Raw genomic sequence first — 24,064 nt, forward strand, 5'->3', positions numbered from 1 at the left:
ATCCAGGCGGCTCAGCCCGCCCGCAGGCTCTGGCCCCAGATCTCCAGCGCCTCGGCGTCGAAGGGCGGGGGCAGCCGCCCGAGCCTCAGCAACCGGGAGCCCAGCCGCCCTGCCAGCGCGCGGGACGGCGCGTTGTCCGGATGAACGACATGGATCACCTCCCGCCAGCGGAGTGCCGTCCGCGCCCACTCCATCGTGGCCGCGGCCCCCTCCCGCGCCAATCCGCGGCCCCAGGCGCCGCGGTCCAGCGCCCAGCCGATCTCGTCGCCCGGCCAGCCCTCCGGCCGCCAGGGCCCGATCCGGCCGATCCAGCGCCCGCTCGCCCGCTCCACCACCGAGAAGGGGCCGAAGCCCTGAACCGCCCAGGACCCGGCCGCCGAGGTCAGTCCGCGCCAGGCCACGGTGCGCGACTGCGGCCCGCCGATGAAGCGGGCCGCCACCGGATCGGCCATCAGCGCCGCCCAGCCATCCAGGTCCGCGAGGACCGGCGGCCGCAGGACCAGCCGGTCGGTCGTCAGGACCGGTCCGTTCAACCGCGGGAGGGCGGCATCACCAGCGCCTCGCCCTCGATCACCACCTTGCCCGCCACGGTGCAGGTGGTCTTCAGCGTGGCGCGCTTCTTCGCGGCATCCAGCGCCGTCACCTCCACGGTCGCGGTCACGGTCTGGCCGATCGTCACCGGGGCCCGGAACTTCAGCGTCTGGGAGAGGTAGATCGTCCCCGGACCCGGCAGCCGCGTCCCCAGCACCGCCGAGATGAACCCGGCCGAGAGCATCCCGTGCGCGATGCGCTCCTTGAACATCGAGGCCGCGGCCGCCTCGGCGTTGATGTGGACGGGGTTGGTGTCGCCCGAGACGGCGGCGAACATCAGGATGTCGGCCTCCGTCACCGTCTTGCCGAAGCTGGCCGACTGGCCGACCGTCAGGTCCTCGAAGAACACGCCATCCATCGCCGGAATCCCCGCCTGTGTTGCGCGGTCGCATTAAGGCGCGCGCGCGGGCCGGGCAAGAAGCGGCCCTGTTCCGCGGGCGGCCCCGGGGGAGAGAAGGCATTCTCTCCCCCGGACCCCCACTCATCTCGTCTTGTCAGGCTGCCGCGGAATCCGGAGACGGGCTCTCCCCTCCCCGGGGGCCGCACGCGCCAACCTCTCAGGCCACCGCCAGCCCGCGCCCCCGCAGGAGCGCCGCGATGCTCGGAGGACGCCCGCGGAACCCGATGTAGAGCTCCATCGGATCACGCGTATCCCCGGCGGAGAACAGCGTCCGCAGCCGCGCCGCCGCGGCCGGGTCGAAGGGATCGCCCGCCTCCTCGAAAACCTCGAACCCGTCGGCATCCAGCACCTCCGACCAGAGGTAAGAGTAGTAGCCGGCCGCGTAGCCGCCGCCGGCGAAGAGATGCTGAAAATGAGCGGGCCGGTGCCGCAGCCCGATCTCCCGGGGCATGCCGATCCCCGCGAGGAACTTCGCCTCGAACGCCTCGATGTCGATCGTCTCCGGCGCGGGGTGGACGTGCAGCGCCAGGTCGATGAGCGCGGAGGACGCGTACTCCACCGTCGCGAATCCCTGGTTGAAGTTGCGCGCACCCAGCAGCCGCCCGATCAGCGCGTCCGGCACCGGCTCCCCGGTCGTGTTGTGCACGGCATAGCGGCGCAGCGTCTCCGGCACGGACAGCCAGTGCTCGTAGATCTGGGACGGCAGTTCCACGAAATCCCGCCGCACGGAGGTGCCGGACTGCGCGGGATAGCGCACCCGGCTGAGCAGCCCGTGCAGCGCGTGGCCGAACTCGTGGAACAGCGTCTCCGCGTCGTCGAAGCTCAGCAGCGTCGGCTCGGACTTCGCGAAGTTGTTGTTGTTGACGATGATCGGCGAGATCGGCCCGTTCAGCGTCTCCTGGTCGCGGAAGCTGCTCATCCAGGCGCCGGACCGCTTGTCCGCCCGCGCATAGGGATCGGCCAGGAAGACGCCGACATGCCCGCCCGCGTCCGTCACCTCATAGGTCCGCACGTCGGGATGATAGGCGGGCGCGTCGGGCACCGGCGTGAAGCGCAGGCCAAACAGGCGGCCCGCCGTGTCGAAGGCGGCCTGCTGGATGTGGCCGAAGGAGAAATACGGCTTCAGCTCCGCCTCATCCAGCGCGTGGTCGGCGCGGCGGACCTTCTCGGCGTAGTAGCGCCAGTCCCAGGGCTCGATCGGGCCCTCGAAGCCCTCCGCGCGGGCGATCTCCAGCAGCCGGTCGCGCTCGGCGGCGGCGCGGCGCTTCGCCGGCTCCCACACCTGCGCGAGCAGGTCCTGCACCGCCGTCACCGTGCCGGCCATGCTGTCCGCCAGCCGGAACTCGGCGAAGTTCGCATAGCCCAGCAGCCGCGCCCGCTCCGCCCGCAGCGACAGGATCTCCGGGATCATCGGGCGGTTGTCGTGCTCCCCGGGATGCGTGCCGCGGGCGATCCAGGCGGCATAGGCCACCTGCCGCAGGTCGCGCCGGGCGGAGAAGGTGAGGAACGGCTCGATCAGCGACCGCGAGAGGGTGACGACGAAGTCCGACAGCCCGCGCTGCGCCGCCGCCTGCGCCATGCCGGCGCGCAGGAAGTCCGGCAGCCCGTCCAGGTCATCGCCGGTCAGCGGCAGGAACCACGTCGCCTCATCGTGGACCACGTTCTGGCCGAACTGCGTGTGCAGCACCGCCAGCCGCTCGGAGATCGCGGCCATGCGGGCCTTCGCCGCCGCGTCCAGCGCCGCCCCGCTGCGCACCAGACCGAGATGCGTCCGGTCCAGCAGCCGCCGCGCATCCTCCGGAAGCCCGAGTTCGTCGCGGCGGCGGTGCAGGGCATCGACCCGCGCGAAGACCGCGGGATCGAGCGCCATCTGCATGCCGTGCTGCGCCAGGCGCGGCGCCATCTCCGTGTCCACCGCCTCCAGCGCCGGGCCGCCGAGGCTGACGACGAGGTTCGAGAAGACCTCCCCCACCCGCACGAGGTCGCGGCCGCTGCGCTGCAACGCCTCGATCGTGTTGGCGAAGCTCGGCGGCGCCGGGTCGGCCCCGATGGCCGCGACCTCCGCCCGTTCGGCGGCCATCGCCGCCTCGAAGGCCGGGACGAAGTGCTCCGACCGGATGCGGTCGAAGGGCGGCAGGCCGAAGGGGGTGGTCCAGGGAGCCAGGAGGGGGTTGTTGTCGCTCATGCCGGCCATACGCGGAGAGAGCGCGGCGCAGGTCAAGCGTCCCCGGCATCCGCCCTAGAGCACCCATCGCAGGACGATCGGCACCAGCACGGCCGAGAGCAGCGCGTTCAGCCCCAGCGCGATCCCCGCGAAGGTTCCGGCCACCGGGTTCACGTGGAAGGCCCGCGCCGTCCCGATCCCGTGGGCGGCCAACCCCGCCGCGAAGCCGCGGGCGCGCGGGTCGCGGATGCGCAGCGCGTTCATCAACGGCGTCACGGTGATCGCGCCGATGACGCCGGTCAGGATCACCAGCACCGCCGCCAGCGCCGCATCGCCCCCGACGCTGCCCGCGATGCCCATGGCCACGCCCGCCGTGACCGATTTCGGGGCGAGGGAGGCGAGCACCTCCTGCGGCACGCCGAGGGCGCGCGCGAGGAGCACGGCCGAGAGCATCGCCGTCAGCGAGCCGACCACCAGCGCGGCCGCCATCGGCAGCAGGGCGCGCAGCACGGTACGGCGGTGGCGGTAGAGCGGCACGGCCAGCGCCACCGTCGCGGGGCCGAGGAGGAAGTGGACGAACTGCGCCCCCTCGAAATAGGTGCGATAGGGCGTGCGGGTGAGCGCGAGGATCGCCGCGACGGCGATGACCGCCATGAGCACCGGGTTGGCCAGCGGATGGCGGCCCGTGGCGGCCGCGACCCGGTCCGCGGCGGCGTAGGAGAGCATCGTCACCGTCAGCCACAGCAGCGGCGTGCGGGAGAGATAGACCCAGAGGCCGAGATCCGCGTCCGTCACGCCCCGCGCTCCGTCATCCGCGCCACCGCGGCGAAGGTGAGCGCGGTGGCGGCGAGCCCGAGCAGGGTGGAGGCGACCAGCGCCGCCGCCAGCCCGATCCCGTGCGCCGCGATCACGTCCAGCCGCCCCACCACCCCGACGCCCGCAGGGATGAAAAGAAGGGAGAGGTTGGCGAGCAGCCCGTCCGCCGCGCGACCGACCGGGGCGGCGTCCCGCGGGGCCGGGGCCGCATCGTTCAGGAGAAGCAGCGCCAGCAGCAGCATCATGCCCAGCACGGGGCCGGGCAGCGGCCATCCGGCGGCGCGGGCGGCCGCCTCCCCGGCCAGTTGGCAGAGGAGGATGAGGGTGAGGCTCGGGATCATCGCGGCATCCGGCGCGGGGGACGCCAGGGCTAACGCGGCTCCGGCCCGGCGGCTTTCCCGGGCGGGGCGCGCCCCCTACCCTCCTGCCCGGGATCGGAGGGGGACGCGATGGCCGGGTCGGCGGATCGGGATTGGGATGCGGTGACGGCGCTGGCCCGCATGCCCGGGGCGGCGGCGATCCGGCCGCTCTTCGACGCCGATCCGGACCGGGCGGGGCGCTTCACCCACACCGCCTGCGACCTGCGGGTGGACCTCTCCAAGACCTCGGTGACCGACGCGGTGCGGGACGCGCTCCTGGCGCTCGCCCGGGCCCGCGGCGTGCTGGCCGCGCGGGACGCGATGGCCGAGGGGGAGCGGGTGAACGCGACCGAGGACCGCGCCGTGCTGCACATGGCGCTGCGCGGGCCGCGCGGCGCCTTCCGCACCGGGGAGGAGGATGCCTCCGCCGCCGTGCACGGCACGCTGGACGCGATGCGCGCCTTCTGCACCCGCATCCGCGCGGAGGGCCGCTTCACCGACGTGGTGAATGTCGGCATCGGCGGCTCCGACCTCGGCCCGCAGATGGCGGTGCGGGCGCTGTGGCGAGAGGGGATGCCGATGCGCGCGCACTTCCTCTCCAACGTGGACGGCCATGCCTGGGAGGCGATGCGCCACCGCCTCGATCCCGCCCGCACGCTCGTCCTCGTCGCGAGCAAGACCTTCACCACCGCGGAGACGATGGCGAACGCGCACCTCCTCCGCGACTGGCTCGGGGAATCGCGCCGGAACCAGCTCGTCGCCCTCTCCACCAACCTGAAGGCCACCGCGGCCTTCGGCGTGCCCGGGGATCAGGTCTTCGGCTTCAAGGACTGGGTGGGCGGCCGCTTCTCCCTCTGGTCGGCGGTCGGCCTGTCCATCGCGCTCGCCTGCGGCTGGGACGTCTTCGCGGAACTTCTCGCCGGAGCCCGGTCCATGGACGAGCACTTCCTCTCCGCGCGGGAGGAGGAGAGCCTGCCGCTGCTGATGGCGCTGACGGAGGTCTGGCACGTCAACGGACTGGGCTACCCCACGCGCGCCGTGCTGCCCTATGACGAGCGCCTCGCGCGCCTGCCCGCGCATCTCCAGCAGGTGGAGATGGAGTCGCTCGGCAAGAGGGTAACGATGGACGGCGCGCCGGTCGCGCGCGCCACCGGCCCCGTGGTCTTCGGGGAGCCGGGGACGAACGCGCAGCACTCCTTCATGCAGCTTCTCCACCAGGGCACCACGCCCGTGCCGGCGGACATCCTCCTCGTCGCGCGCCCCGACCACGGCTTCGAAGAAAACCACCGGCAGCTCCTGGCGAACGGGCTGGCCCAGGCCGAGGCCCTGCTGCGCGGGCGCGACGCGGAGGAGGTGCGCGCGGAGATGGAGGCCGCCGGCATGGACGCGGCCCGCGTCGCCGCCCTCCTGCCGCACCGCCTCTTCCCCGGCGACCGGCCGAGCACGACGATCCTGGTGGAGCGGCTGACGCCGGCGGTGCTGGGGCAGATCGTCGCCCTCTACGAGCACAAGGTCTTCTGCCTCGGCGCCCTCTGGGGCGTGGACGCCTTCGACCAGTGGGGCGTGGAGCTGGGCAAGCAGCTCGCGGGCGCGATCCTGCCGGAGCTCTCTCCGGGCGCGGAGCCGCGCGAGCATGACGGCTCCACCGCCGCGCTGATCGCCGCGATCCAGCGGCTGCGCGGCGGATGAGGATCGCCGCCGTCTCCGACGTCCACGGCAACCTGCGCGCGCTGGAGGCCGTGCTGGCGGACCTCCCGGCCCAGGCGCCCGACCTCGTCCTGAACCTCGGTGACACCGTCTCCGGCCCGCTGGAGGCCGCGGAGACGGCGGAGCGGCTGATGGAGGCGGGCTTCCCGACGGTGCGCGGCAACCACGACCGGCACCTGATCCACCCGCCCGCCGAGGGGATGGGCAAGTCGGACCGGATGGCGCTGGCCCAGCTCGCGCCGCGACACCTCGACTGGCTGGCCGCCCTGCCGCCCGCGATCCGGCCCGCGCCGGACATCCTCGCCGTGCACGGCCGCCCGGGGGACGACATGGAGTTCCTGCTGGAGACGCCGCACCGCAAGCACGGCCTGCTCCGCGCCGCGCCGGAGAAGGTGGCGGCCCGGCTGGGGGATGCGGCGGGGCTCTCGCTCGTGCTCTGCGGCCACTCCCATATCCCGGGGTCCGCGCAGCTGCCGGACGGGCCACTGGTGGTGAATCCCGGCTCCGTCGGGCTGCAGGGCTACGAGGATGACGACCCCTTCCCTTACACCGTCTCGGCCGGATCGCCGCACGCGCGCTACGCCCTGCTGGACCGGGTCCCCGGCGGATGGGACGTGACGTGGCGCGCCGTCCCCTACGACTGGAACGCGGCGGCGGAGGCGGCGCGGCGGGCCGGCCGGCCGGCCTGGGCGCGGCCGCTGGCCACCGGCTTCGCGGATTAGCCGGCCGCGTTCCGGCCCGCGCCCCCTCGCCGTCCGGGCCGGACACAGGCCGCTGAAATCCGGCCGAGCTCTCCGAAACGAAACTCGACGGACCCCGGCGCCCATGCAAGACGCCGCCCGTGCCCGCGTTCGATCCCCCCGCCCCGCCCTGGAATCCGGCCGACCGCCTGGCGGCGCTGCACCGCTACCGCGTGCTCGACACGCCGCGGGAATCGGACGTGGACGACATGGCCGCCATGGCCGCGGAGATCTGCGGCACGCCCGTCGCCCTCGTCAGCCTCGTGGAAACAGATCGCCAGTGGTTCAAGGCCGAGATCGGGCTGGGACAGGACTCCACGCCGATCGACCTCTCGGTCTGCGCGCACGCGATCCAGGGGACGGGGCTGTTCCTCGTGCCGGACCTGTCGGCCGATCCGCGCTTCGCCACCAACCCCGTGGTGACCGAGATGGGCATGCGCTTCTACGCCGGCGCGCCGCTCGTCACGAAGGAGGGGCTGCCGCTCGGCACGCTCTGCGTGCTGGACCGCTGGCCCCGGACCCTCTCCGAGTTCCAGCGCCGCTCGCTGGAGCGGCTGGCACGGCAGGTGATGGTCCAGCTGGAGCTGCGGCTGGCGCTCCGGCGGCAGGGCGAGGAGGCGGAGGCGCTGGCCGAGGCGAAGGAGCGCCAGGACATGCTCGTGCTCGAGATGTCCCACCGCGTGCGGAACATGCTCGCGGTGGTGCAGGCCATCGCCATGCAGACGCTGCGCACCGCCGGGTCGCTGGAGGAGGCGCGGCGCGGCATCGTCGCCCGGCTGCGGGCGGTGGCGCGGGCGAACGACGTGCTGCTGGACCGCCCGGGCGGGCCTGCGCGCGCGGGGATGGCGACCCTCGCCCGCGCCATGGCGGAGCTGCACGCCGCGGCCGATTCCGGGCGCTTCGCGCTGACCGGCCCCGACCTGCCGCTGCAGCCCTCGGCGGCCCTGGCCATGGGCCTGGCGCTGCACGAGCTGGCGACGAACGCCGCGAAATACGGTGCCCTCTCCGTGCCCGGCGGCCGGGTGATGCTCGACTGGGACATCGTGGAGGAGGGACGCACCCTCCGCCTGGAGTGGCGGGAGGAGGGCGGGCCGCCCGTGCGGCCGCCGACGCGCCGCGGCTTCGGGACCCGGCTCATCGAGGACAACCTTGCCCGCACCCTCGGTGCCCGGACCGCGACCGAGTACGGGCGGGACGGCCTGATCTTCCGCGCGGAGGCGCCGATGGCGCGCGTGCAGGAAACGCCGGACGGCTGAGACGCCGCGCGGCAACCCTCCGGCAAGGGTGACGGGCGCAAGCCTTGTCCTGCATCCGCCAAGGCCCCATCCCATCCCCGTGCCCGTGATTCGCCGCCTGCCCCCCACCACCGCCGACCGCATCGCGGCGGGCGAGGTGGTGGAGCGCCCGGCCGCCGCGGTGAAGGAGCTGGTGGAGAACGCGCTCGACGCCGGGGCGCGGCGGATCGCCGTCACGCTGGAGGGCGGCGGCGTGGACCGCATCCTCGTCGAGGATGACGGCGGCGGCATGGGCCCGGAGGACCTCGCCCTCGCCATCGAGCGCCACGCCACCTCCAAGCTGCCGGACGAGGAGACCCTCTTCCGGATCCAGACCCTCGGCTTCCGGGGGGAGGCGCTGCCCTCCATCGGCGCGGTGTCGCGGCTGACCATCACCAGCCGCCCCCCGGACGGAGAGGCGCACGCGCTCCGCGTGGAGGGCGGGCGCGTGGACGATGTGGCGCCCGCCGCCGCCCCGCCCGGCACGCGGGTGGAGGTTCGGGACCTCTTCTTTGCCACGCCCGCGCGGCGGAAGTTCCTCCGCTCCGCCGGGGTGGAATCGGGCCACGCGATCGAGGCGGTGCGGCGTCTGGCCCTTGCCTGGCCGGCGGTCGCCTTCCGCGTGACGGTGGAGGGGCGCGTCCATCTCGACCTGCCGGCCGCCGACCGCGCCGGGCGGGTCAATGCCGTGCTGGGACCGGATTTCGCCGCTGCCGTCGTCCCGGTGGAGGGCCGCTGGCCCGACCTCTCCCTCGACGGGCTGGCCGCGCTGCCCACCCATTCCCGCGCCACCGCCGCCGAGCAGCACCTGATCGTCAATCACCGCCCGGTGCGGGACCCGCTGCTGCGGGCGGCGCTGCGGGTCGCCTATCGCGACGTGCTGGCGTCGGGGCGGCACCCCGTCGCCGCGCTGTTCCTGGAGATCCCGCCGGACCAGGTGGACGTGAACGTCCACCCCATGAAGACGGAGCTGCGCTTCCGCGGCGCGGATTCGGTGCGCGGCGCGCTGATCGCCTCCCTGCGGCGGGCGCTCGGCACGGGCGCCGGGGTGGGCGGGACGCGGGTGGGCTGGGACGCCGCCGCCGCGCCCGCGCCGGCTGCCGACTGGCCCAGCCGGGCCCGGGCACCGGAGCCCGCGCCGGCAGGCGGGGCCGTCACCTGGGCCGACGGGTCGGCCTCCCCGGCCCCAGCCCCCGTCGGCTTCGCGGAGGCGCGGCCGGTCTTCTCCGCACCGCCGCCCCCGCCGCCGGTCCAGGCGCGCTTCCACCTGCCGCCGGGGATCGCCACGGTCCCGGCCGCGCCCCCTTCCCTGCCCCCGGACGCCGCGGCGGAGGGGCCGCTGGGCCGGCCCCTGGCCCAGCTTCTGGACACCTACGTTCTCGCCGAGGCGCCGGACGGCGCCCTCGTGCTGGTGGACCAGCACGCCGCGCATGAACGCCTGACGCATGAGAGGCTCTCGGCGCAGCTCGTCTCCGGCGGGGTGCGGTCGCAGCCGCTGCTGCTGCCCGCGGTCGTGGACCTGCCGGCCGCCGCCGCGGCGCGGCTGCTGGGCCAGGCCGAGGCCCTGTCGCGGCTGGGGCTGGAGATCGAGGCCTTCGGCCCCGGCGCCGTGCTCGTCCGCGCCCTGCCCGCGCTGCTGGGCAACCCGGAGCCCGGCCCGCTGCTGGCCGACATCGCGGCGGAACTCTCGGAGTGGGAGGAGAGCACCGCCCTCGAACGCCGACTGGACGCAGCGGTCGCGCGGCTGGCCTGCCACGGCTCGGTCCGCGCGGGCCGGCGGCTCAACCCGGCGGAGATGGCCGCCCTGCTGCGGGAGATGGAGGCGACGCCCCGCGCCGCCACCTGCTCCCACGGCCGCCCCACCTTCCTGCGGCTGGGAGAGGCCGACCTCGCACGGATGTTCGGGCGGCGGTAGCGCCGTGGTGTCCGCTGCGCGGGTCACCGCCCGCTGCCAGACCGCGATCTACCTTTCGCGATCCACCGTCCGCGATCCACCTTCGGGGTGCGCCGCGGCGCATCGGCGGCCGCGGCGCCCGGAGGTCGTTCGTCCCCGCGCGTCCGGCTGCGGGACGCGGTGGACGACCGGGCCTAGGCCTCCTCCTCGTCGTCGGCGCCGCGCAGGTCGCAGGCGATGACATAGGCGGGGGAGCCGTCCTCGGCCTCCATCTCCTCGATGAGGTCGATGCCGTAGATGTCCACCTCGCCCTCCTCGTTCTCCTCGCCGCCGAGCATGATGCCCAGCGCGATGGGGCGCGAGGCGTCGAGCTTCTGCAACTCGGCGATGAGGGCGCCGACGGTCATCGTCTCGGTGGCGGGGGCTTGGTCGGACATGGCCGTTCGCTCCTCGGCCCGCGGCCGGCCGGCGGGATCACCGGACGGGGCGCGGACGATTCACGCCGATCGGGTCGGCGGGAGGCCGGATGTGGCGGGCTGGCGCGAAGGGAGCAAGCCCGGCCCCGGTGATCTTATCGTCATGAGGGCCGGTCACGCTCCGCCGGCCAGCGCTCCCGCGAGCCCCAGGGCCAGCCCGGCCGCGGCAGTGGCCGCGAGGGTCGGCACCACCCCGAGCCGCAGCCGGAAGAGCAGCACCGCCGCCAGGACGCCGAGGGCGAGCGCCGCCGGATCGAGGCTGGACAGCACCGGCCATTCCAGCGCGCCGAAGACCGGCCGCACCGTCCGGAACAGGACGCGCAGGCCGAACCAGAGCGCGAGGTTCGCGATCACCCCGACCACCGCCGCCGTCACCGCGGACAGGGCGCCGGAAAGCGCGCGGTTCCCTTGCAGCCGCTCCACCGCCGGGGCGCCGAGGAAGATGAAGGCGAAGCAGGGCGCGAAGGTCACCCAGAGCGTCAGCACCGCCCCCGCCACCCCGCCCGGGATGCCCGTCACCGCCCCCGGCGCGCCCTGCCCGGCGAGGAAGCCAACGAATTGCAGGACGAGGATGAGCGGCCCCGGCGTGGTCTCCGCCAGCCCCAGTCCCGCCAGCATCTCCGGCGCCGTCAGCCAGCCGAGGTCCCGCACCGCGTCCTGCGCGACATAGGCGAGCACGGCATAGGCCCCGCCCACCGTCACCACCGCCATCTTCGAGAAGAAGAGCGCGATATCCGCCCAGCGCCCCGCCCCCGCCGCGACAAGGGCCGCGACGGGCAGGAGCCAGAGGGTGATCGCCGCGAACCCCGCCACCCGCGCCGCCCGGGCCTGGCGCGCCGGGCGGCCGGGATCCGCCTCCAGCAAGGCGTCGAGCAGGGCGGGGGTGTCCGTCGCGGCCGCCCTGTGGCCCGCCGGCGTGAAGGCCCCCGGCAGGGCAAGCCCGACGAGGGCCGCGGAGAGGACGACCAGCGGGAAGGGCACGCCGAGGGCGAAGAGCGCGAGGAAGGCGAGCCCCGCCAGAACCCAGGAGGCCGTGCCGTGCAGCGCCCGCCGGCCGATGCGGATCAGCGCCTCCACCACCAGGACCAGCACGGCGCATTTCAGCCCGAAGAAGAGCGCCGCGATCAGCGGCACCGAACCCAGCGTCACGTAGACGAGGGTCAGCGCCAGCATCACCGCGGCGCCCGGCAGGACGAAGAGCAGCCCCGCCGCCAGCCCGCCCCGCACCCCGTGCATCAGCCAGCCGAGATAGGTGGCGAGCTGCATCGCCTCCGGCCCCGGCAGGAGGGTGCAGAAGTTCAGGGCATGCAGGAAGCGGCGCTCCCCGACCCAGTGGCGGGCCTCCACCACCTCCCGGTGGAGCAGCGCGATCTGTCCGGCGGGGCCGCCGAAGGACAGCAGCCCGATCCGGAACCAGACGCGCAGCGCCGCGGCGAAAGAGGGAAAGGCCGGCGGCGTCATGCCGCGCGCCCGGCGGGGGCGGGCCAGTTGTGGGTCTCGGCCACGGCGTCCCGGGCCCAGCGGTAGAAGGCGTCGTAGAGGGCCATCCCGGCCTCCAGCTGCGTGAGGTCGTCGCGGTGCATGCGGGACAGGCCGAGCGAGGCGGCGAGCAGCCCCGCCGCCTCGGGCGCGAGGTCGGGGCGGGCGGTGTCGGCGCCGCGCACGATCTTCGCCAGGCGGTCCAGCGGCTCGGTCCGGAGGCCGAGCTCGTCGAGCATCGTGTCGAAGGTGCAGCCCTCCCCGCGATGGCTCCAGAACACCGCCTCCACGTCGAAGGGGGTGGCGCCGAAGCGATCGGCCACCGCCAGCACCTCGGAGGGCGCGACGAAGAGGAAGACGGCGCCGGGGTCTACGAAGCGGCGGATGAGCCAGGGGCAGGCGATCCGGTCCACCTTCGGCCGGGCGCGGGTGACCCAGACGGTGCGGCCGCGGCCGTCGCGCGGCGGCAGGCGGTCGGTCCGCACCAGGGGATGGCCGGCGGCCGCCCACCCCTCGAAGCCGCCCTCCAGCGATTCGGCGGGGGCGCCCGCGTGGCGCAGCCAGGCGGCCGCGCCCTGGGAGAGCTTCAGGCCCCGCTGGCAGACGAGGACGGCGGGACGGCCGATGAACTCCGCGGCCCAGTCCGGCGCCTGCCGCGGGTCCCGGCGCAGCGCCCCGGGCAGGAGGCGCGGGTCGGCGGCGAAGTCCTCCCCCGTCCGGACGTCGAGGAGGGCGGGCGCGTCGGGCGTGCCGATCAGGCGCGCGAGCTGGGCGGCGGTGATGGTGTCGGGAGCCGGCATGGGCGTCCACTCCGATGGGAGTTCTGGACGCGATTCTTCGGCCGGAGCCTCACGGGGCGATCGCGGATATCCCCTTGCCGCCCAGGCTGCGGAGGGCGGCGGGACCTGTCAAGCGCGTCACGCCTCCCGCTTCGCCCAGCCGTTCGGGCCCTGCTGCCAGTAGGTCAGGGCGTGGCCGGCGGCGCGGGCGCGCCTCCACCGCTCCCGCGCCGCCTGGAGGGAGGCGGCGTCGTTGCCGTCGAACAGGTCGAAGACGCGGTCATAGGCGGCGGCGCGCTCCGTCTCCGCCCCGTCCGCGAGGAAGAGGTGGCGGGCGCCGTTCGGGGCGTCGTCCTCGGTGGTGAGCCAGATCGGCTGGAGGTCGGCATCCCCGGCGGCCGGCGTACCGTGCGGCAGCCAGTCCGGGTCGGGGCAGAGCCAGAGCGCGGCGTCCAGCGCCGCCAGCCGCTCCGGATCGGGCACGCGGATGACGGCGCGGCCGCCGGTGGCCAGCACGCGCCCCAGCAGCCGCGGCAGGGCGAGTTCCAGCGGCGTCCGGGTCAGGTGGTAGAAGCCGATCTCCGCCACGCCGGTCCCTCAGCCCTTGCGGCCGGCATTGGCGCCGGGGCGCGCCCCGGTGAAGCCGCCGGGGGGCGCGCCGGGCGTGGCGGTCGGGCCGGGCGCCGGGGCGGCGCCGCCCGGCATGTCGCAGCGGACGCGGTACCAGTTCACCACCGGTGGGTCGGCCGGCCGGTCGGTGCCGCCGAGCCAGGTCTCCACCAGCACCGTCCCGCCCGGCTCCACCGCCGCGCGGTTGAAGACGAGGCTGTAGCCCGCCGAAGGGTTGTTGTTCGCGCGGGGGAAGGCGGTCAGCCGGACGGAGACGCCCGGCTCGCGGTGCGGGTGGAAATCGGTGCGCGTGGTGCGGTTGCCCGGCAGGTCCAGCACCCCCACGGCCAGCCGCCCGTCGCGGATGGACATGCGGTAGCCGACCGCCTCGATCGTGTTGGGACCGGCGCTCTGCCCCTCGATCCGGGTGCAGGAGACGAGGTCGTTCGGCAGGGTCGGGCCGGGCGGCGCGGCCGGGGTCGGGGCCGTGGGCGCCGGGCCGCCGCCCTTCACCTGCGCCAGGGCAGGAACGGCGAGCAGCGCGGCGGCAAGGGCCAGGGAAAGGGCGGGACGGAACGGCATGGGGGTCGGCTCCGGCTGAGGGCGCCGGAGCCTACACCCGTTCCGCGGCGGCGCTACCGCTCCGCCGGGCGGGGCTAGCGCTCCGCCGGGATCACATCCCGGCGTTCGACGCGGCCGTCCCGCAGCAGCGTGAGCGTCGCCGCGCGGCCGATCCGGTCCGCGGTCAGGGCGCGCAGCAGGTCGTCCGTGCCGCCGATCGGGGCGCCGTCCAGCGCCAGGAGCAGGTCGCCCTCCCGCAGGCCGGCCGCCTCGGCAGGGCTGCCGGACTGCACCTCCCCCACCCGGACGGCGCGCGGGCCGGCGCCGGCCGCCAGCGCCAGGCGGCGCGGCACCGGCACGGTGCTGCCCGCGATGCCGATGGAGGCGCGGCGCACGCGCCCATGCGCGATGAACTGCCCGAGCACGAAGAGCGCGGTGTTGGACGACACCGCGAAGCAGATCCCCTGCGCGCCGCCGATCATCGCCGTGTTGATCCCGATCACCGCGCCGGACGAGTCCACCAGCGGCCCGCCGGAATTGCCGGGGTTCAGCGCGGCGTCCGTCTGGATCACGTCATCCACCAGCCGCCCGGACCCCGACCGCAGCGAGCGGCCGAGCGCGGAGACCACGCCCGCCGTCACCGTGGACTCGAAACCCAGCGGGTTGCCGATGGCGACGACGAGCTGCCCCCGCCGCAGCGCGCCGGAATCGCCGAGCCGCGCGGCGGGAAGCGACCGCGCGCCCTCCGCCCGCAGCAGGGCGAGGTCGGTGTCGGGATCGTCGCCGAGCACGCGCGCCTCGGTCGTGGCGCCGTCCGGCAGGGTCAGCCGAGCGCGGGTCGCGCCGCCGACGACGTGGGAGTTGGTGAGCACGAGCCCATCCCCCGCGATGACGACGCCGGAGCCCATGCCGGCGCGGCGCGCCATCGGCTCCACGCGCGCGACGGCGGGGCCGACGCGGTCCACCACCGCCGTCACGGCGCGGGAATAGGCGTCGAGCGGGGATTCATCGGCGTCGGGAAGAGGGGGGCGGTCGAGGGTGTCGAGCATGGTCATGTCCTGCGGGGCGCTTCAGCGGAGGCGGGCCGCGACCCACTCCTCCTGCGCGGTGGTCTCGATGGCGTGGGGACTGCGAGCCTCCCGCACGCGGAGAATGGCGTCGGCGGGATCGGCGCCGAATTCGACGAGCAGCCGCGCCGCGATCATGCCGGAGCGGCCGAGGCCGCCGCGGCAGTGGATCAGCACGTTTCGCCCGCCTTCCAGAACGCCGCGCAGCGCGGCGGCGTGCGACGGCCATGCGGCGGCGAAACCGGCATCCGGGATGCCGAAGTCGGGGATGGGCCAGTGCAGCCAGTCCATCCCGCGCGCCCGCACCCCGTCGCCGAGCGCATGAAGGCCGAGGCGCTGCAGCTCCTCCGCCTCCACCAGCGTGACCACGGCGGCCGCACCCCAGTCGCGGATCGCGTCCAGGTCGGCCATCGCCGCGGCGGGCAGGATGCCGATGCGGCCCCAGCCCTCGCGCGGCGTGACGGCGGCGATCCGCGTCACAGGTGGATCACGCCCTGGCGCGCGGCGTGCGCCACCGCATCCGTGCGGCCGGTGGCGTCCAGCTTGTCCAGCACGGAGCCGACATGGAACTTCGCCGTGTGCACGGAGATGCCGAGGCTGCGCGCGATGGCCTTGTTGGACGCGCCCTCGGCCAGCAGGTTCAGCACCTCCATCTCCCGCGGCGTGAGCAGCGTGGCGCTCGCGGCGGGCGCGGCCGCGTTCAGCACCGCATCCGCCGGCGCGCCCGCAGCGACGAGCCGCAGCCCCGGCACGCCGGCCAGGATCGCGGCCAAGCGGTCGGACAGCGCCGCGTCCTCGATCGCCAGGGCGATCGTCAGGGGTTCCGGTCCGTCCTCCGGTTCGGTCGCGCCGCTCAAGACGCGGCGCGCTCCGCGACCGTCACCGCCGCCTGCAGCTCCGCCCCGCCCCGGCGCAGCGTGAGGGTCAGCGCCGTGCCGACGCTCTCCGGGCCCAGGGCGCGGATCAGGCCGCGCACGCCGTCCACGGGCTGGCCGTTCCAGGCGGTGACGATGTCGCCCTGGCGGATGCCCGCCGCGGCGCCCGGCCCCTTCGGGTCCACGCCCATCACCATCACCCCCGTCCCGCCGCCATCCAGCGGCACCGCCTGCATCCCGAGGCCGAGATAGCCGCGCGCCACGCGGCCGCGCGTCTCCAGCAGCGGCGCGATGCGCTCGATCGTCGCGGCGGGGATCACCAGCGTGCGGCGGCGCGGACCGAGCACCGTCATGCCGAAGGCGCGGCCCTCCGCGTCCAGCGCCAGGCCGCCCTCGCTGGAACCCGGCAGCCGCAGGTCCAGGCGGATGAGCGCGTCGATCCGCCCGCCGCGCAGGCTGCGCCAGGGACCATCCACGAGGGACACGACGCCGAGCGCCGCGACGGGACGCGCATTCCGCGCGCCGACGGCCAGCGCCAGCGCGCCCGTCACCGGATCGGCCGGGACGAGGGCAACCGGCGGTGCCGTCAGCTCCGGCACGCGCAGCAGCGCGATGTCCGTGGAGGGATCGCGCCCCACACGCTGCGCGGCGACCACGCGGCCATCCGGCAGGGTCGCGTGCACCTCGCCATCCTCGCCCAGCGCCTCGTCGGCCGTGACGACCAGCCCGGGCTTCCAGACGAAGCCGCTGGCCCGGCTGCGCCCGGCCCCGACCGCGACGAGGGAGGGGGCGACGCTGGCGACAACGGCGGAGAGGGCGCGGGAAAGATCAACAAGGGCGGTCATGGGCGTGTCCTGCATGGTCCGCCTGATGTGAGACGCCGCCCCGCCCCCGCCCACTGGCCGGATGGGCAGGGCGCCCCGCGCCGATGCATGACGGAGGGACCACAGGCGTCTATAGCTCCGCGCGGACGGCCCGAGACGGGTCCGGCGCACCGCCGGCGGCGGGCCGCGTTCCGGGAGTCCCATGCTCGAAATCCTCGTCGTCCTGGCCCTCATCGCGCTGAACGGCGTCTTCTCCTGCTCGGAGCTGGCCGTCGTCTCGTCCCGCACGGGGAGGCTTCAGGCCATGGCGGAGGCCGGCAGCGGCGGGGCGCGCGCTGCCCTGGCCCTGCGCGAGGATCCCGGCCGCTTCCTCTCCACCGTCCAGATCGGCATCACCCTCGTCGGCATCCTCGCGGGCGCCTTCTCCGGAGAGGCGCTGGGCGGGCGGCTCTCGGCCTGGCTCCAGGGCTTCGGGGTGCGGCCCGGGATCGCCAATCCGCTCGGCTTCGGCGTCGTCATCGCGATCGTGACCTACCTCTCCATCGTCATCGGGGAGCTCGTTCCGAAACGCTTCGCACTTCGGAACCCGGAGGGCTTCGCGAGCTTCATCGCGCCGCTGATGGCCTTTCTGTCGCGCGCCGCCTTGCCGGTGGTCTGGGCGCTCGACAGTTCCACGCGCCTCGTCTTCCGCCTCCTCGGTGTCGGGCCGGAGGAGGAGACGAAGGTCACGGACGAGGAGATCCGCTCCCTCGTCGCCGATGCCGAGAGCTCCGGGACCATCGCGACCGAGGAGCGACACCTCATCTCCGGCGTCATGCGCCTCGGCGACCGCCCCGTGCGCGGCATCATGACGCCGCGCTCGGAGGTGGAGTGGATCGACCTCAACGCCAGCGAGGACCGCATCCGCGAGATCCTCTCCACCGCGAACCACTCCCGCCTCCCCGCCGGAGAGGGCTCGACCGAGGCGCTGGTCGGCGTGGTGCAGACACGGGAGGTGCTGGCCCGCGCGCTGTCGGGCCAGCCGCTCGACATCCGCGCCTTCGTGCACCAGGTGCCGGTCATCCTCGACACCGCCGACGCGTTGGACGCCATGGCCGTGCTCCGCGCGGCGGAGGTGCCCGTGCTCCTCGTCCACGACGAGTACGGCCATTTCGAGGGGCTGGTGACGCCGGCCGACCTGCTGGAAACCATCGCCGGCGTCTTCCGCACCGACCTCGACGCCTCGGACGACGTGGGCGCGGTCCGGCGCGACGACGGGTCCTGGCTCCTCTCGGGCTGGCTGCCCGCCGACGAGATGGCGGAGCACCTGCGCGTCCCCCTGCCCCCCGAGCGCAGCTACCAGACCACGGCCGGGCATGTCCTGGCGGGCCTCGGCCGCCTGCCCCGGGTCGGCGAGCACGTCGACATCGGCGAGTGGCGCTTCGAGGTCGTGGACCTCGACCACAACCGGATCGACAAGATCCTGGCGACGCGCATCCCCGAGGCCGACCGACTGCGCACGGGGATGCACCGGGCGGCCTAGCGCAGCGTGGATGACTCCGGAGGAGAGAAGGAATTCTCTCTCCCGGCCCCCATCATCTCTTTCTATCGGGCTGCCGCGGACGGCGGGGCCGTTCCGCCTTCCGCGGCAGCCTGACAAGAGAAGATGAGGATGGGGGTCCGGGGGAGGGAGAATTCCTTCTCCCTCCCCCGGGGCCACCGGAGCACACGGGTCCGGCCCTACCCCTTCGGGTCGAAGTGGTCCGCCACCAGCCGGTCGACCAGCCGCGCCCCGAAGCCGGAGGGGCCGGGCGGCAGGGGATAGGCACCGGCCTCCACCCCCTCCTCCCGCAGGTCCATCCCGGCGATGTCGAGATGCGTCCAGGGAGTCTTCTCGCCCGCGAACTCCCGCAGGAAGGCCGCGGCATGGGCGGCGTCCGGCATCAGGCGCCCGCCCCAGCCCTGCCCGCCCCCGGCCGGCAGGCAGTGGCGCAGGTCGGCGATGTCGCTGCGCAGGTCTGCGCGGTGGCGGTCCCCGATCGGCATGGGCCAGAGCGGCTCCCCCACCGCCTCCCCCGCTGCCAGCACCGCATCCCGCAGCCCGGCGGTCCGGGCCGCCTCGTTGCCGAAGAGCCCCGCGCGCTGGTGGCCGAGCGCGGCGATGATGCTGCCGGTCAGCGTGGCCAGGTCGAGGATCGCGCGCGGCTCCAGCCCGCGCGCATGATGCAGCGCGTCGGCCAGCACCAGGCGGCCCTCGGCGTCCGTGTCCACCACCTCCACCGTGCGGCCGGACGCCGTGCGGATCACGTCCGACGGGCGGTAGGAGGCGGCGCCGGTCGCGTTCTCCGCGATCGCGAGCACGGCGGTCACGGGGGTGGGCGCGCGGCGCAGCGCGAGGGCGAGCATCGCGCCCGCGCAGGCGGCGGCGCCGGCCATGTCGGCCTTCATCGCCTCCATCCCGGAGGCCGGCTTGATGGAGATGCCGCCGGTGTCGAAGGTGATCCCCTTCCCGACCAGGGCGACAGGCGGCGCCTTCACCGTGCCGGGCCAGCGCAGCACCGCGAGGCATGGCGGCTCCGCCGATCCGCTGCCGACCGCCAGCAGCGCACCGTAGCCGTGGCGCCGCAGCCAGCCGCGCCCGTGGATCGTCACCTCCAGCCCGTGCCGGTCCAGCCGTTGCAGGCGGGACGCGAAGGCGGGCGGGGTCAGGCGGTTCGCGGGCTCGGCCGCGAGGTCGCGGGCGAAGGACGCGCCCGCCAGCGCCGCCTCCGTCCGCGCGAGGGCGGGGGCGACGAGGTCCGGGGCCTCCACCCACAGGTCCAGCCGGCGCAGCCCGGGCATGGGGGCGGCGCGGAGATGGTCCACGCGGTGCGCCCGCATCCCCGCGCCCATCGCCAGCGCCGCGACGGCCCAGGCCGGGCGGCCGCGGGCGTCGAGCACGGCGCGGTGCTGGTCCGACAGCTCGGCGGCGATGAGGGCGCCGGCGGCCTCGAATGCCGCGGCGGTCGGCGCGCCGACGCCGGCCAGCAGGACGGGCGGGTCCACCAGGCGAAGGCACTCCCCGGCGCGGCCGCCGAAGCCCGCGGCCGCGGCGGCCGTGGCCAGGGGCGCCGGCACCGCGCCGCCCTCCGTCACCGGCACCGCGCGCGGCAGGCCGGGCGCGGTCTCGGCGCGGAGGCGGAGCCTCAACTCGCCCAAGGCCGGGTCACGCGGGCACCGGGGGCGTCACCGCCGGCGCGGCGGCTTGGGGGCGGGGCGGGCAGCCTTGACCGCAGGCAGCGATTCCACGGTCGGGCGCGGGATCGCCTCCGACACGTCGATCGTCTCGGCCTGCGGCAGGACAGGGGCGGAGGCGGCGGTGCCCTCGGCCAGCATCGCGGCGGAGGTGCCGGCGCCGCTCACCGCCGCCACCTCGGGCTCGGCGGGCTGCGGGGCGGGCGTCGTGCCCTCGTGGTGTTCTGCCACCAGTCGGTCCAGCAGCCGCACGCCCCAGGCGGTGGCGCCCTTCGGCACGGTCGGCTGATCCTTGCTGCTCCAGGCCGTGCCGGCGATGTCGAGATGCGCCCAGGGGCAGCCATCCACGAAGCGCTGGATGAACTGCGCGGCGGTGATGGAACCGCCCGGCCGCCCGCCGACATTCTTCATGTCCGCGATGTCCGAGCGGATGCCGCGGTCATAGGCGTCACCCAGCGGCATGCGCCAGGCGAGCTCGCCGACCGCCTTGCCCGCATTCTCGATCCGCGCGGCCAGCCCGTCGTCGTTCGAGAACATGCCGGCGTATTCATGCCCGAGCGCGACGATGATCGCGCCGGTCAGCGTGGCGAGATCGACCATGAAGGCGGGATCGAAGCGCTTCTTGCAGTACCACATGACATCCGCGAGGACGAGGCGGCCCTCCGCGTCCGTGTTGATCACCTCCACCGTCTGGCCGGAATAGGTGGTGACCACGTCGCCCGGCCGCTGCGCGGTGCCCGACGGCATGTTCTCCACCAGCCCGACGATGCCGACGACATCCGCCTTCGCCTTGCGGCCGGCGAGCGCGCACATCAGCCCCGCCACCGTGCCGGCGCCGGCCATGTCCCACTTCATGTCCTCCATCCCGCCCGCGGGCTTGATGGAGATGCCGCCAGTGTCGAAGGTCACGCCCTTGCCGATGAAGGCGACGGGCTTGCTCTCCTTGTTCTTCAGGCCCGTGCCGTTCCAGCGCATCACCACCATGCGCGGCGGCTGCGCCGAGCCCTGCGCGACGCCGAGCATCGCGCCGAAGCCGAGCTTCTCCAGGTCCTTCGTGCCGAAGACCTCCACCTCCACGCCCAGCTTCTCCAGCTTGCGCAGGCGGTCGGCGAATTCCGGCGGGTTGAGCACGTTCGGCGGCTCGCTCACCAGCTCGCGTGCCAGGAACACGCCCTCCGCCACGGCGCGGCGGGACGCCCAGTCGGCCTTCGCCTGGCCGGGATCGTCGGTGAGGATCTTCAGGGCGGCGAAGCGCGGCCTGTCCTCCGCCTTCTCCTTCGTGCGGTAGCGATCGAAGCGCCAGGCGCGCAGCACCGCGCCCATGGCGAAGTCCGCCGCCCGCCCCCCGGCCGCGCGCGCATCGAGCGCGGCCTGGGACTCCTTGCCCAGCGCCGCGACGGCGGCCCCGGCCGCAGCCTCCGCGGCGTTCGCGTCCAGGTCGGCCCGCTTGCCCAGCCCGACCAGCAGCAGCCGCGACAGCCCGCCGCCCGGCGCGTAGAGCGTCGTCACCTGCCCCTTCTTGCCCTTGAACTCCGCCGCCGCCAGCCCGCGCGCGAGGTGCCCGCCGAGCTGCCGGTCCCACTCCGCCGGAAGCGCGCCGCCCAGGTCCTCCTCCGTCAGCGGAAGGACCAGCGCCCCGCCGGCGGGCAGGGCAGGCTTGGCGAAGGCGATGTCGAGCATGAGCGGTCCGGTACCGTGGTTTCTGAATAGATAGCAGCCGTGCGGGGACGCGCCAGCGCAGCCCCCCGGGGCCTGTCCTCGCGTGCCGCCGCGCGATAGGACCGTCCGATGACCGACGAAGAGCTGCTGGACCTCGCCGCGACCCTGGCCGAACGGGCGGCCCACGCCATCAACGCGATCCGCGCCACCGGCTTCGCCGTGGACCGCAAGACCGATCACTCCCCCGTGACCGAGGCGGACCGCGTGGCCGAGGCGCTGATCGTCGAGGGGCTGCGCGCCGCCACCCCCGGCATCCCCGTGGTGGCGGAGGAAGAGGTCGCCGCCGGCATCGCCGTCTCCCTGGCGGAGCGCTACTGGCTGGTCGACCCGCTGGACGGAACGCGGGAGTTCGCCGCGGGTCATGACAGCTTCGCCGTGAATGTCGGGCTGGTGGCGGGGGATCGCGCCTATCTCGGCGCCGTGGCCATTCCGGCGACGATGGAGATCTTCGCGGGCGTCGCTCGCGCCGGCATCGCCTGGAAGCGGGACGCGGCGGGAAAGCACCCGATCCGCGCGCGGAGCCTGCCGGATGCCGGGGCGGTCGTGCTGGCATCGCGCCACCATTCCGACGACCCGCGCCTCGACCGCTTCCTGGAGGGACGCCGGATCGCGGAGGTCCACAAGATCGGCTCGGCCGTGAAGTTCTGCCGGCTGGCAGAGGGGGCGGCGGATCTCTACCCCCGCTTCGGCCGCACGATGGAATGGGACACCGCCGCCCCCCAGGCCGTGCTGGAGGCCGCCGGCGGCCGGGTCGCCGCCTTCGACGGCGCGCCGCTGCGCTACGGCAAGCCCCTGTTCGAGAACGGTCCCTTCCTGGCCCAGGGCGCGCCTGCGCGTGACGCCCAGGGCACCGCCAGGTGACGGAGCGGCTGGCGCCGGACGCGGTCGGGCGCGCCGCGGCGCTGCTGCGGGACGGGCATCTCGTCGCCTTCCCGACCGAGACGGTCTACGGCCTCGGCGCCGACGCCCGGAACGGCCGCGCGGTGGCCGCCGTCTTCGAGGCGAAGGGCCGCCCCCACTTCAACCCGCTGATCTGCCACCTCCCCACCGCCGATGCGGCCTTCGAGGAGGTCTTCGCAGACGACCGCGCCCGGGCCCTGGCGGCGCGCTTCTGGCCGGGGCCGCTGACCCTCGTCCTGCCGCGGCGCCCGTCCTGCCGCGTGGACCTGCTGGCCGGGGCGGGGCTGGACACGCTGGCCGTGCGGGTGCCCGCCCACCCCCTGGCCCTGGCGCTGCTCGAGGCGGTGGGCACCCCCGTCGCCGCTCCCTCCGCCAACCGCTCCGGCGGCGTGTCGCCCACCACGGCCGAGCACGTCCTGGACGGCCTGGATGGCCGCCTCGCCGCGGTGCTGGATGGCGGCCCCTGCGCCGTGGGCGTGGAGAGCAGCGTGCTCGACCTGACCGGCGCCGCCCCCGTGCTGCTGCGGCCCGGTGGCGCGGACACAGCCGTGATCGAGGCGGTGGTCGGCCCGGTCGGCCGCCCCATCCCGGTTGCCGCCGGACGCGCGTCGGAGACGCTCCGCTCCCCCGGCATGATGCTGTCCCACTACGCGCCGTCGCTGCCCGTGCGGCTGGACGCTGTCACGGTGTGTGCGGACGAGGCGCTGCTCGCCTTCGGTCCGCCCCTGTCCGGCGCCGGGGTCGTGTGGAACCTGTCCGAGGCCGGCGACTGCACCGAGGCCGCGTCCCGTCTCTTCTCCGGCCTGCGCTGGCTGGACGCGGAGGGCGCCCGGCGCGGGTTGCGCGGGATCGCCGCCATGCCCGTGCCGGTGACCGGGCTGGGCGAGGCGATCAATGACCGGCTGGCGCGCGCCGCGGCGCCGCGGGACGGGGCCGGCTCAGCGGCCTGACAGCAGCGCCTCGCAGCGCTGCATCGCCTCGTCCGCCTCGGGCCGCTCCGTGCCCATCGGGAAGGCTATCTCCGGGCCGTCCGGCCCGCGCAGCACGATCCTCTCCCGCGCGAAGAGGAGGCCCCGGATCAGCTCGGCGCTGCCGCGCTCCGGATCGACGATCGCCGCGCCGTCCATCCCGAGCTCGCCGACCGCGACCACCTCGAAAGGCTCCTCAAGGTCCAGGCGCGCCTCCAGCCTGTGCGGCGCGCCGACCACGAACCGCCAGCCCGGCAGGATCAGCCGGACCTGCCGCCCCGTCCCGGCCGCGCAGCTCAGCTGGATGATCGCGTCCTGGGACGGGCCGGGCGCCTCGATCGTCGCGCTCAGGCGGAGGTAGCCGGGCTCGGAGGGCCGGGTGATGCCCGCCTCGTAGGACCAGAAGACGCCTTGATCGTCCATCCGCGCCGTCGAGACGGGCTCCTGCGCCGCGACCGCCGCGGCGACGAGGAGGGCGGGGACGGCGAGCATCGGCTTGGCGAAGGGCATGGGGTCCCGGATGGCCTGGACGCCGCCAGCTTAGGGCCGGCGGGCGCCTCCGCAACCGCGCGAACCGCGCGGTCGCCAGGCTGTCATCGCCGGCGGGGTCGCGGCCCGGGGCCCGGTCGGGACGGGGGGCGACCGGGGA

At 75.1% G+C, this 24,064-nt stretch carries 24 protein-coding genes; 7 read left to right on the forward strand and 17 right to left on the reverse strand.

Features of this window, described 5'->3' with window-relative positions; genetic code table 11:
* Positions 1 to 11: 11 nt before the first annotated feature.
* The 5 genes from ACP6CK_RS13745 to ACP6CK_RS13765 all read right to left on the reverse strand — a co-directional run bounded on the left by ACP6CK_RS13745 (position 12) and on the right by ACP6CK_RS13765 (position 4,312).
* Positions 12 to 533: a GNAT family N-acetyltransferase gene (locus ACP6CK_RS13745; RefSeq protein ID WP_426959584.1), complete on the reverse strand. Its 522-nt coding sequence runs from the start codon at positions 531 to 533 to the stop codon at positions 12 to 14.
* Positions 530 to 949 (reverse strand): MaoC family dehydratase, encoded by a 420-nt coding sequence (locus ACP6CK_RS13750; RefSeq protein ID WP_426959585.1) that lies wholly within the window; start codon positions 947 to 949, stop codon positions 530 to 532. Before ACP6CK_RS13750 ends, ACP6CK_RS13745 begins: the two co-directional genes overlap by 4 nt.
* Before the next feature lie 199 nt (positions 950 to 1,148).
* On the reverse strand, positions 1,149 to 3,176 hold the full coding sequence (locus ACP6CK_RS13755) for a M3 family metallopeptidase (RefSeq protein WP_426959586.1): 2,028 nt from the start codon (positions 3,174 to 3,176) through the stop codon (positions 1,149 to 1,151).
* A 54-nt stretch (positions 3,177 to 3,230) separates the two neighbouring features.
* Positions 3,231 to 3,950, reverse strand: coding sequence for an LrgB family protein (locus tag ACP6CK_RS13760; RefSeq protein ID WP_426959587.1), 720 nt, complete (start codon positions 3,948 to 3,950; stop codon positions 3,231 to 3,233).
* Complete coding sequence (locus tag ACP6CK_RS13765; RefSeq protein WP_426959588.1) at positions 3,947 to 4,312, reverse strand: CidA/LrgA family protein; 366 nt, start codon at positions 4,310 to 4,312, stop codon at positions 3,947 to 3,949. The genes ACP6CK_RS13760 and ACP6CK_RS13765 overlap by 4 nt, the downstream gene beginning before the upstream one ends.
* A 108-nt stretch (positions 4,313 to 4,420) precedes the next feature.
* On the opposite strand from ACP6CK_RS13765, the gene pgi reads away from it, so the two are divergent.
* The 4 genes from pgi (at position 4,421) to mutL (ending at position 9,966) form a co-directional block, all read left to right on the forward strand.
* Complete coding sequence (gene pgi / locus ACP6CK_RS13770; RefSeq protein ID WP_426959589.1) at positions 4,421 to 6,019, forward strand: glucose-6-phosphate isomerase; 1,599 nt, start codon at positions 4,421 to 4,423, stop codon at positions 6,017 to 6,019.
* Positions 6,016 to 6,759: a metallophosphoesterase family protein gene (locus ACP6CK_RS13775; protein WP_426959590.1), complete on the forward strand. Its 744-nt coding sequence runs from the start codon at positions 6,016 to 6,018 to the stop codon at positions 6,757 to 6,759. The genes pgi and ACP6CK_RS13775 overlap by 4 nt, the downstream gene beginning before the upstream one ends.
* Positions 6,760 to 6,878: 119 nt before the next feature.
* Entirely contained in the window at positions 6,879 to 8,033 is a 1,155-nt protein-coding gene (locus ACP6CK_RS13780; RefSeq protein ID WP_426959592.1) for a sensor histidine kinase, read from the forward strand.
* Positions 8,034 to 8,112: 79 nt separating this feature from the next.
* A complete protein-coding gene (gene mutL, locus ACP6CK_RS13785) occupies positions 8,113 to 9,966 on the forward strand; it encodes a DNA mismatch repair endonuclease MutL (RefSeq protein WP_426959593.1) in 1,854 nt (617 codons plus the stop codon).
* Between the two features lie 173 nt (positions 9,967 to 10,139).
* Here the strand turns inward: mutL and ACP6CK_RS13790 are convergent, their stop codons facing one another.
* The 9 genes from ACP6CK_RS13790 to ACP6CK_RS13830 form a co-directional block, all read right to left on the reverse strand.
* Positions 10,140 to 10,382: a hypothetical protein gene (locus tag ACP6CK_RS13790; protein ID WP_426959595.1), complete on the reverse strand. Its 243-nt coding sequence runs from the start codon at positions 10,380 to 10,382 to the stop codon at positions 10,140 to 10,142.
* Positions 10,383 to 10,535: 153 nt separating this feature from the next.
* A complete protein-coding gene (gene chrA, locus ACP6CK_RS13795; RefSeq protein WP_426959596.1) occupies positions 10,536 to 11,882 on the reverse strand; it encodes a chromate efflux transporter in 1,347 nt (448 codons plus the stop codon).
* A complete protein-coding gene (locus ACP6CK_RS13800) occupies positions 11,879 to 12,700 on the reverse strand; it encodes a chromate resistance protein ChrB domain-containing protein (RefSeq protein WP_426959597.1) in 822 nt (273 codons plus the stop codon). The genes chrA and ACP6CK_RS13800 overlap by 4 nt, the downstream gene beginning before the upstream one ends.
* A 117-nt stretch (positions 12,701 to 12,817) precedes the next feature.
* Complete coding sequence (locus ACP6CK_RS13805) at positions 12,818 to 13,267, reverse strand: DNA polymerase III subunit chi (RefSeq protein ID WP_426959598.1); 450 nt, start codon at positions 13,265 to 13,267, stop codon at positions 12,818 to 12,820.
* Positions 13,268 to 13,276: 9 nt separating this feature from the next.
* On the reverse strand, positions 13,277 to 13,870 hold the full coding sequence (locus tag ACP6CK_RS13810) for a hypothetical protein (RefSeq protein ID WP_426959600.1): 594 nt from the start codon (positions 13,868 to 13,870) through the stop codon (positions 13,277 to 13,279).
* 74 nt (positions 13,871 to 13,944) lie between these two features.
* Positions 13,945 to 14,898, reverse strand: coding sequence for a S1C family serine protease (locus tag ACP6CK_RS13815; protein WP_426959601.1), 954 nt, complete (start codon positions 14,896 to 14,898; stop codon positions 13,945 to 13,947).
* 21 nt (positions 14,899 to 14,919) lie between these two features.
* Entirely contained in the window at positions 14,920 to 15,396 is a 477-nt protein-coding gene (locus ACP6CK_RS13820) for a hypothetical protein (protein ID WP_426959602.1), read from the reverse strand.
* Entirely contained in the window at positions 15,393 to 15,773 is a 381-nt protein-coding gene (locus tag ACP6CK_RS13825) for a response regulator transcription factor (protein ID WP_426959603.1), read from the reverse strand. The genes ACP6CK_RS13820 and ACP6CK_RS13825 overlap by 4 nt, the downstream gene beginning before the upstream one ends.
* Complete coding sequence (locus tag ACP6CK_RS13830; protein ID WP_426959604.1) at positions 15,770 to 16,636, reverse strand: S1C family serine protease; 867 nt, start codon at positions 16,634 to 16,636, stop codon at positions 15,770 to 15,772. Before ACP6CK_RS13830 ends, ACP6CK_RS13825 begins: the two co-directional genes overlap by 4 nt.
* Before the next feature lie 181 nt (positions 16,637 to 16,817).
* Between ACP6CK_RS13830 and ACP6CK_RS13835 the strand changes: the two genes are divergently transcribed.
* Positions 16,818 to 18,137: a hemolysin family protein gene (locus ACP6CK_RS13835; protein ID WP_426959606.1), complete on the forward strand. Its 1,320-nt coding sequence runs from the start codon at positions 16,818 to 16,820 to the stop codon at positions 18,135 to 18,137.
* A 197-nt stretch (positions 18,138 to 18,334) separates the two neighbouring features.
* Here the strand turns inward: ACP6CK_RS13835 and ACP6CK_RS13840 are convergent, their stop codons facing one another.
* Complete coding sequence (locus ACP6CK_RS13840; RefSeq protein WP_426959607.1) at positions 18,335 to 19,783, reverse strand: leucyl aminopeptidase family protein; 1,449 nt, start codon at positions 19,781 to 19,783, stop codon at positions 18,335 to 18,337.
* 36 nt (positions 19,784 to 19,819) lie between these two features.
* Positions 19,820 to 21,508 (reverse strand): leucyl aminopeptidase, encoded by a 1,689-nt coding sequence (locus ACP6CK_RS13845; protein ID WP_426959608.1) that lies wholly within the window; start codon positions 21,506 to 21,508, stop codon positions 19,820 to 19,822.
* 108 nt (positions 21,509 to 21,616) lie between these two features.
* Here ACP6CK_RS13845 and cysQ point away from each other — a divergent pair, with 108 nt between their 5' ends.
* Together cysQ and ACP6CK_RS13855 are read left to right on the forward strand one after the other, a co-directional pair.
* Positions 21,617 to 22,408: a 3'(2'),5'-bisphosphate nucleotidase CysQ gene (cysQ, locus tag ACP6CK_RS13850; RefSeq protein WP_426959609.1), complete on the forward strand. Its 792-nt coding sequence runs from the start codon at positions 21,617 to 21,619 to the stop codon at positions 22,406 to 22,408.
* The gene (locus tag ACP6CK_RS13855) at positions 22,405 to 23,397 is read left to right on the forward strand and encodes an L-threonylcarbamoyladenylate synthase (protein ID WP_426959610.1); all 993 of its coding nucleotides are present in this window, start codon (positions 22,405 to 22,407) and stop codon (positions 23,395 to 23,397) included. Before cysQ ends, ACP6CK_RS13855 begins: the two co-directional genes overlap by 4 nt.
* On the opposite strand, the gene ACP6CK_RS13860 is transcribed toward ACP6CK_RS13855, so the two are convergent.
* Positions 23,386 to 23,925, reverse strand: coding sequence for a hypothetical protein (locus tag ACP6CK_RS13860; RefSeq protein WP_426959611.1), 540 nt, complete (start codon positions 23,923 to 23,925; stop codon positions 23,386 to 23,388). The two genes, ACP6CK_RS13855 and ACP6CK_RS13860, sit on opposite strands and share 12 nt — an antisense overlap.
* Positions 23,926 to 24,064: the final 139 nt, after the last annotated feature.

Source organism: Muricoccus radiodurans (genome assembly GCF_050154705.1).
GTDB lineage: Bacteria > Pseudomonadota > Alphaproteobacteria > Acetobacterales > Acetobacteraceae > Roseomonas > Roseomonas radiodurans.

Excerpts from the sequence above, each read along its gene's own strand:
- ACP6CK_RS13790 (WP_426959595.1), bottom strand. The coding sequence starts at position 10,382 with ATGTCCGACCAAGCCCCCGCCACCGAGACGATGACCGTCGGCGCCCTC.
- ACP6CK_RS13815 (WP_426959601.1), bottom strand. The coding sequence starts at position 14,898 with ATGCTCGACACCCTCGACCGCCCCCCTCTTCCCGACGCCGATGAATCC.
- chrA (WP_426959596.1), bottom strand. The coding sequence starts at position 11,882 with ATGACGCCGCCGGCCTTTCCCTCTTTCGCCGCGGCGCTGCGCGTCTGG.
- ACP6CK_RS13810 (WP_426959600.1), bottom strand. The coding sequence starts at position 13,870 with ATGCCGTTCCGTCCCGCCCTTTCCCTGGCCCTTGCCGCCGCGCTGCTC.
- ACP6CK_RS13845 (WP_426959608.1), bottom strand. The coding sequence starts at position 21,508 with ATGCTCGACATCGCCTTCGCCAAGCCTGCCCTGCCCGCCGGCGGGGCG.
- ACP6CK_RS13800 (WP_426959597.1), bottom strand. The coding sequence starts at position 12,700 with ATGCCGGCTCCCGACACCATCACCGCCGCCCAGCTCGCGCGCCTGATC.
- ACP6CK_RS13755 (WP_426959586.1), bottom strand. The coding sequence starts at position 3,176 with ATGAGCGACAACAACCCCCTCCTGGCTCCCTGGACCACCCCCTTCGGC.
- cysQ (WP_426959609.1), top strand. The coding sequence starts at position 21,617 with ATGACCGACGAAGAGCTGCTGGACCTCGCCGCGACCCTGGCCGAACGG.
- pgi (WP_426959589.1), top strand. The coding sequence starts at position 4,421 with ATGGCCGGGTCGGCGGATCGGGATTGGGATGCGGTGACGGCGCTGGCC.
- ACP6CK_RS13830 (WP_426959604.1), bottom strand. The coding sequence starts at position 16,636 with ATGACCGCCCTTGTTGATCTTTCCCGCGCCCTCTCCGCCGTTGTCGCC.
- ACP6CK_RS13860 (WP_426959611.1), bottom strand. The coding sequence starts at position 23,925 with ATGCCCTTCGCCAAGCCGATGCTCGCCGTCCCCGCCCTCCTCGTCGCC.
- ACP6CK_RS13835 (WP_426959606.1), top strand. The coding sequence starts at position 16,818 with ATGCTCGAAATCCTCGTCGTCCTGGCCCTCATCGCGCTGAACGGCGTC.
- ACP6CK_RS13750 (WP_426959585.1), bottom strand. The coding sequence starts at position 949 with ATGGATGGCGTGTTCTTCGAGGACCTGACGGTCGGCCAGTCGGCCAGC.
- ACP6CK_RS13775 (WP_426959590.1), top strand. The coding sequence starts at position 6,016 with ATGAGGATCGCCGCCGTCTCCGACGTCCACGGCAACCTGCGCGCGCTG.
- ACP6CK_RS13765 (WP_426959588.1), bottom strand. The coding sequence starts at position 4,312 with ATGATCCCGAGCCTCACCCTCATCCTCCTCTGCCAACTGGCCGGGGAG.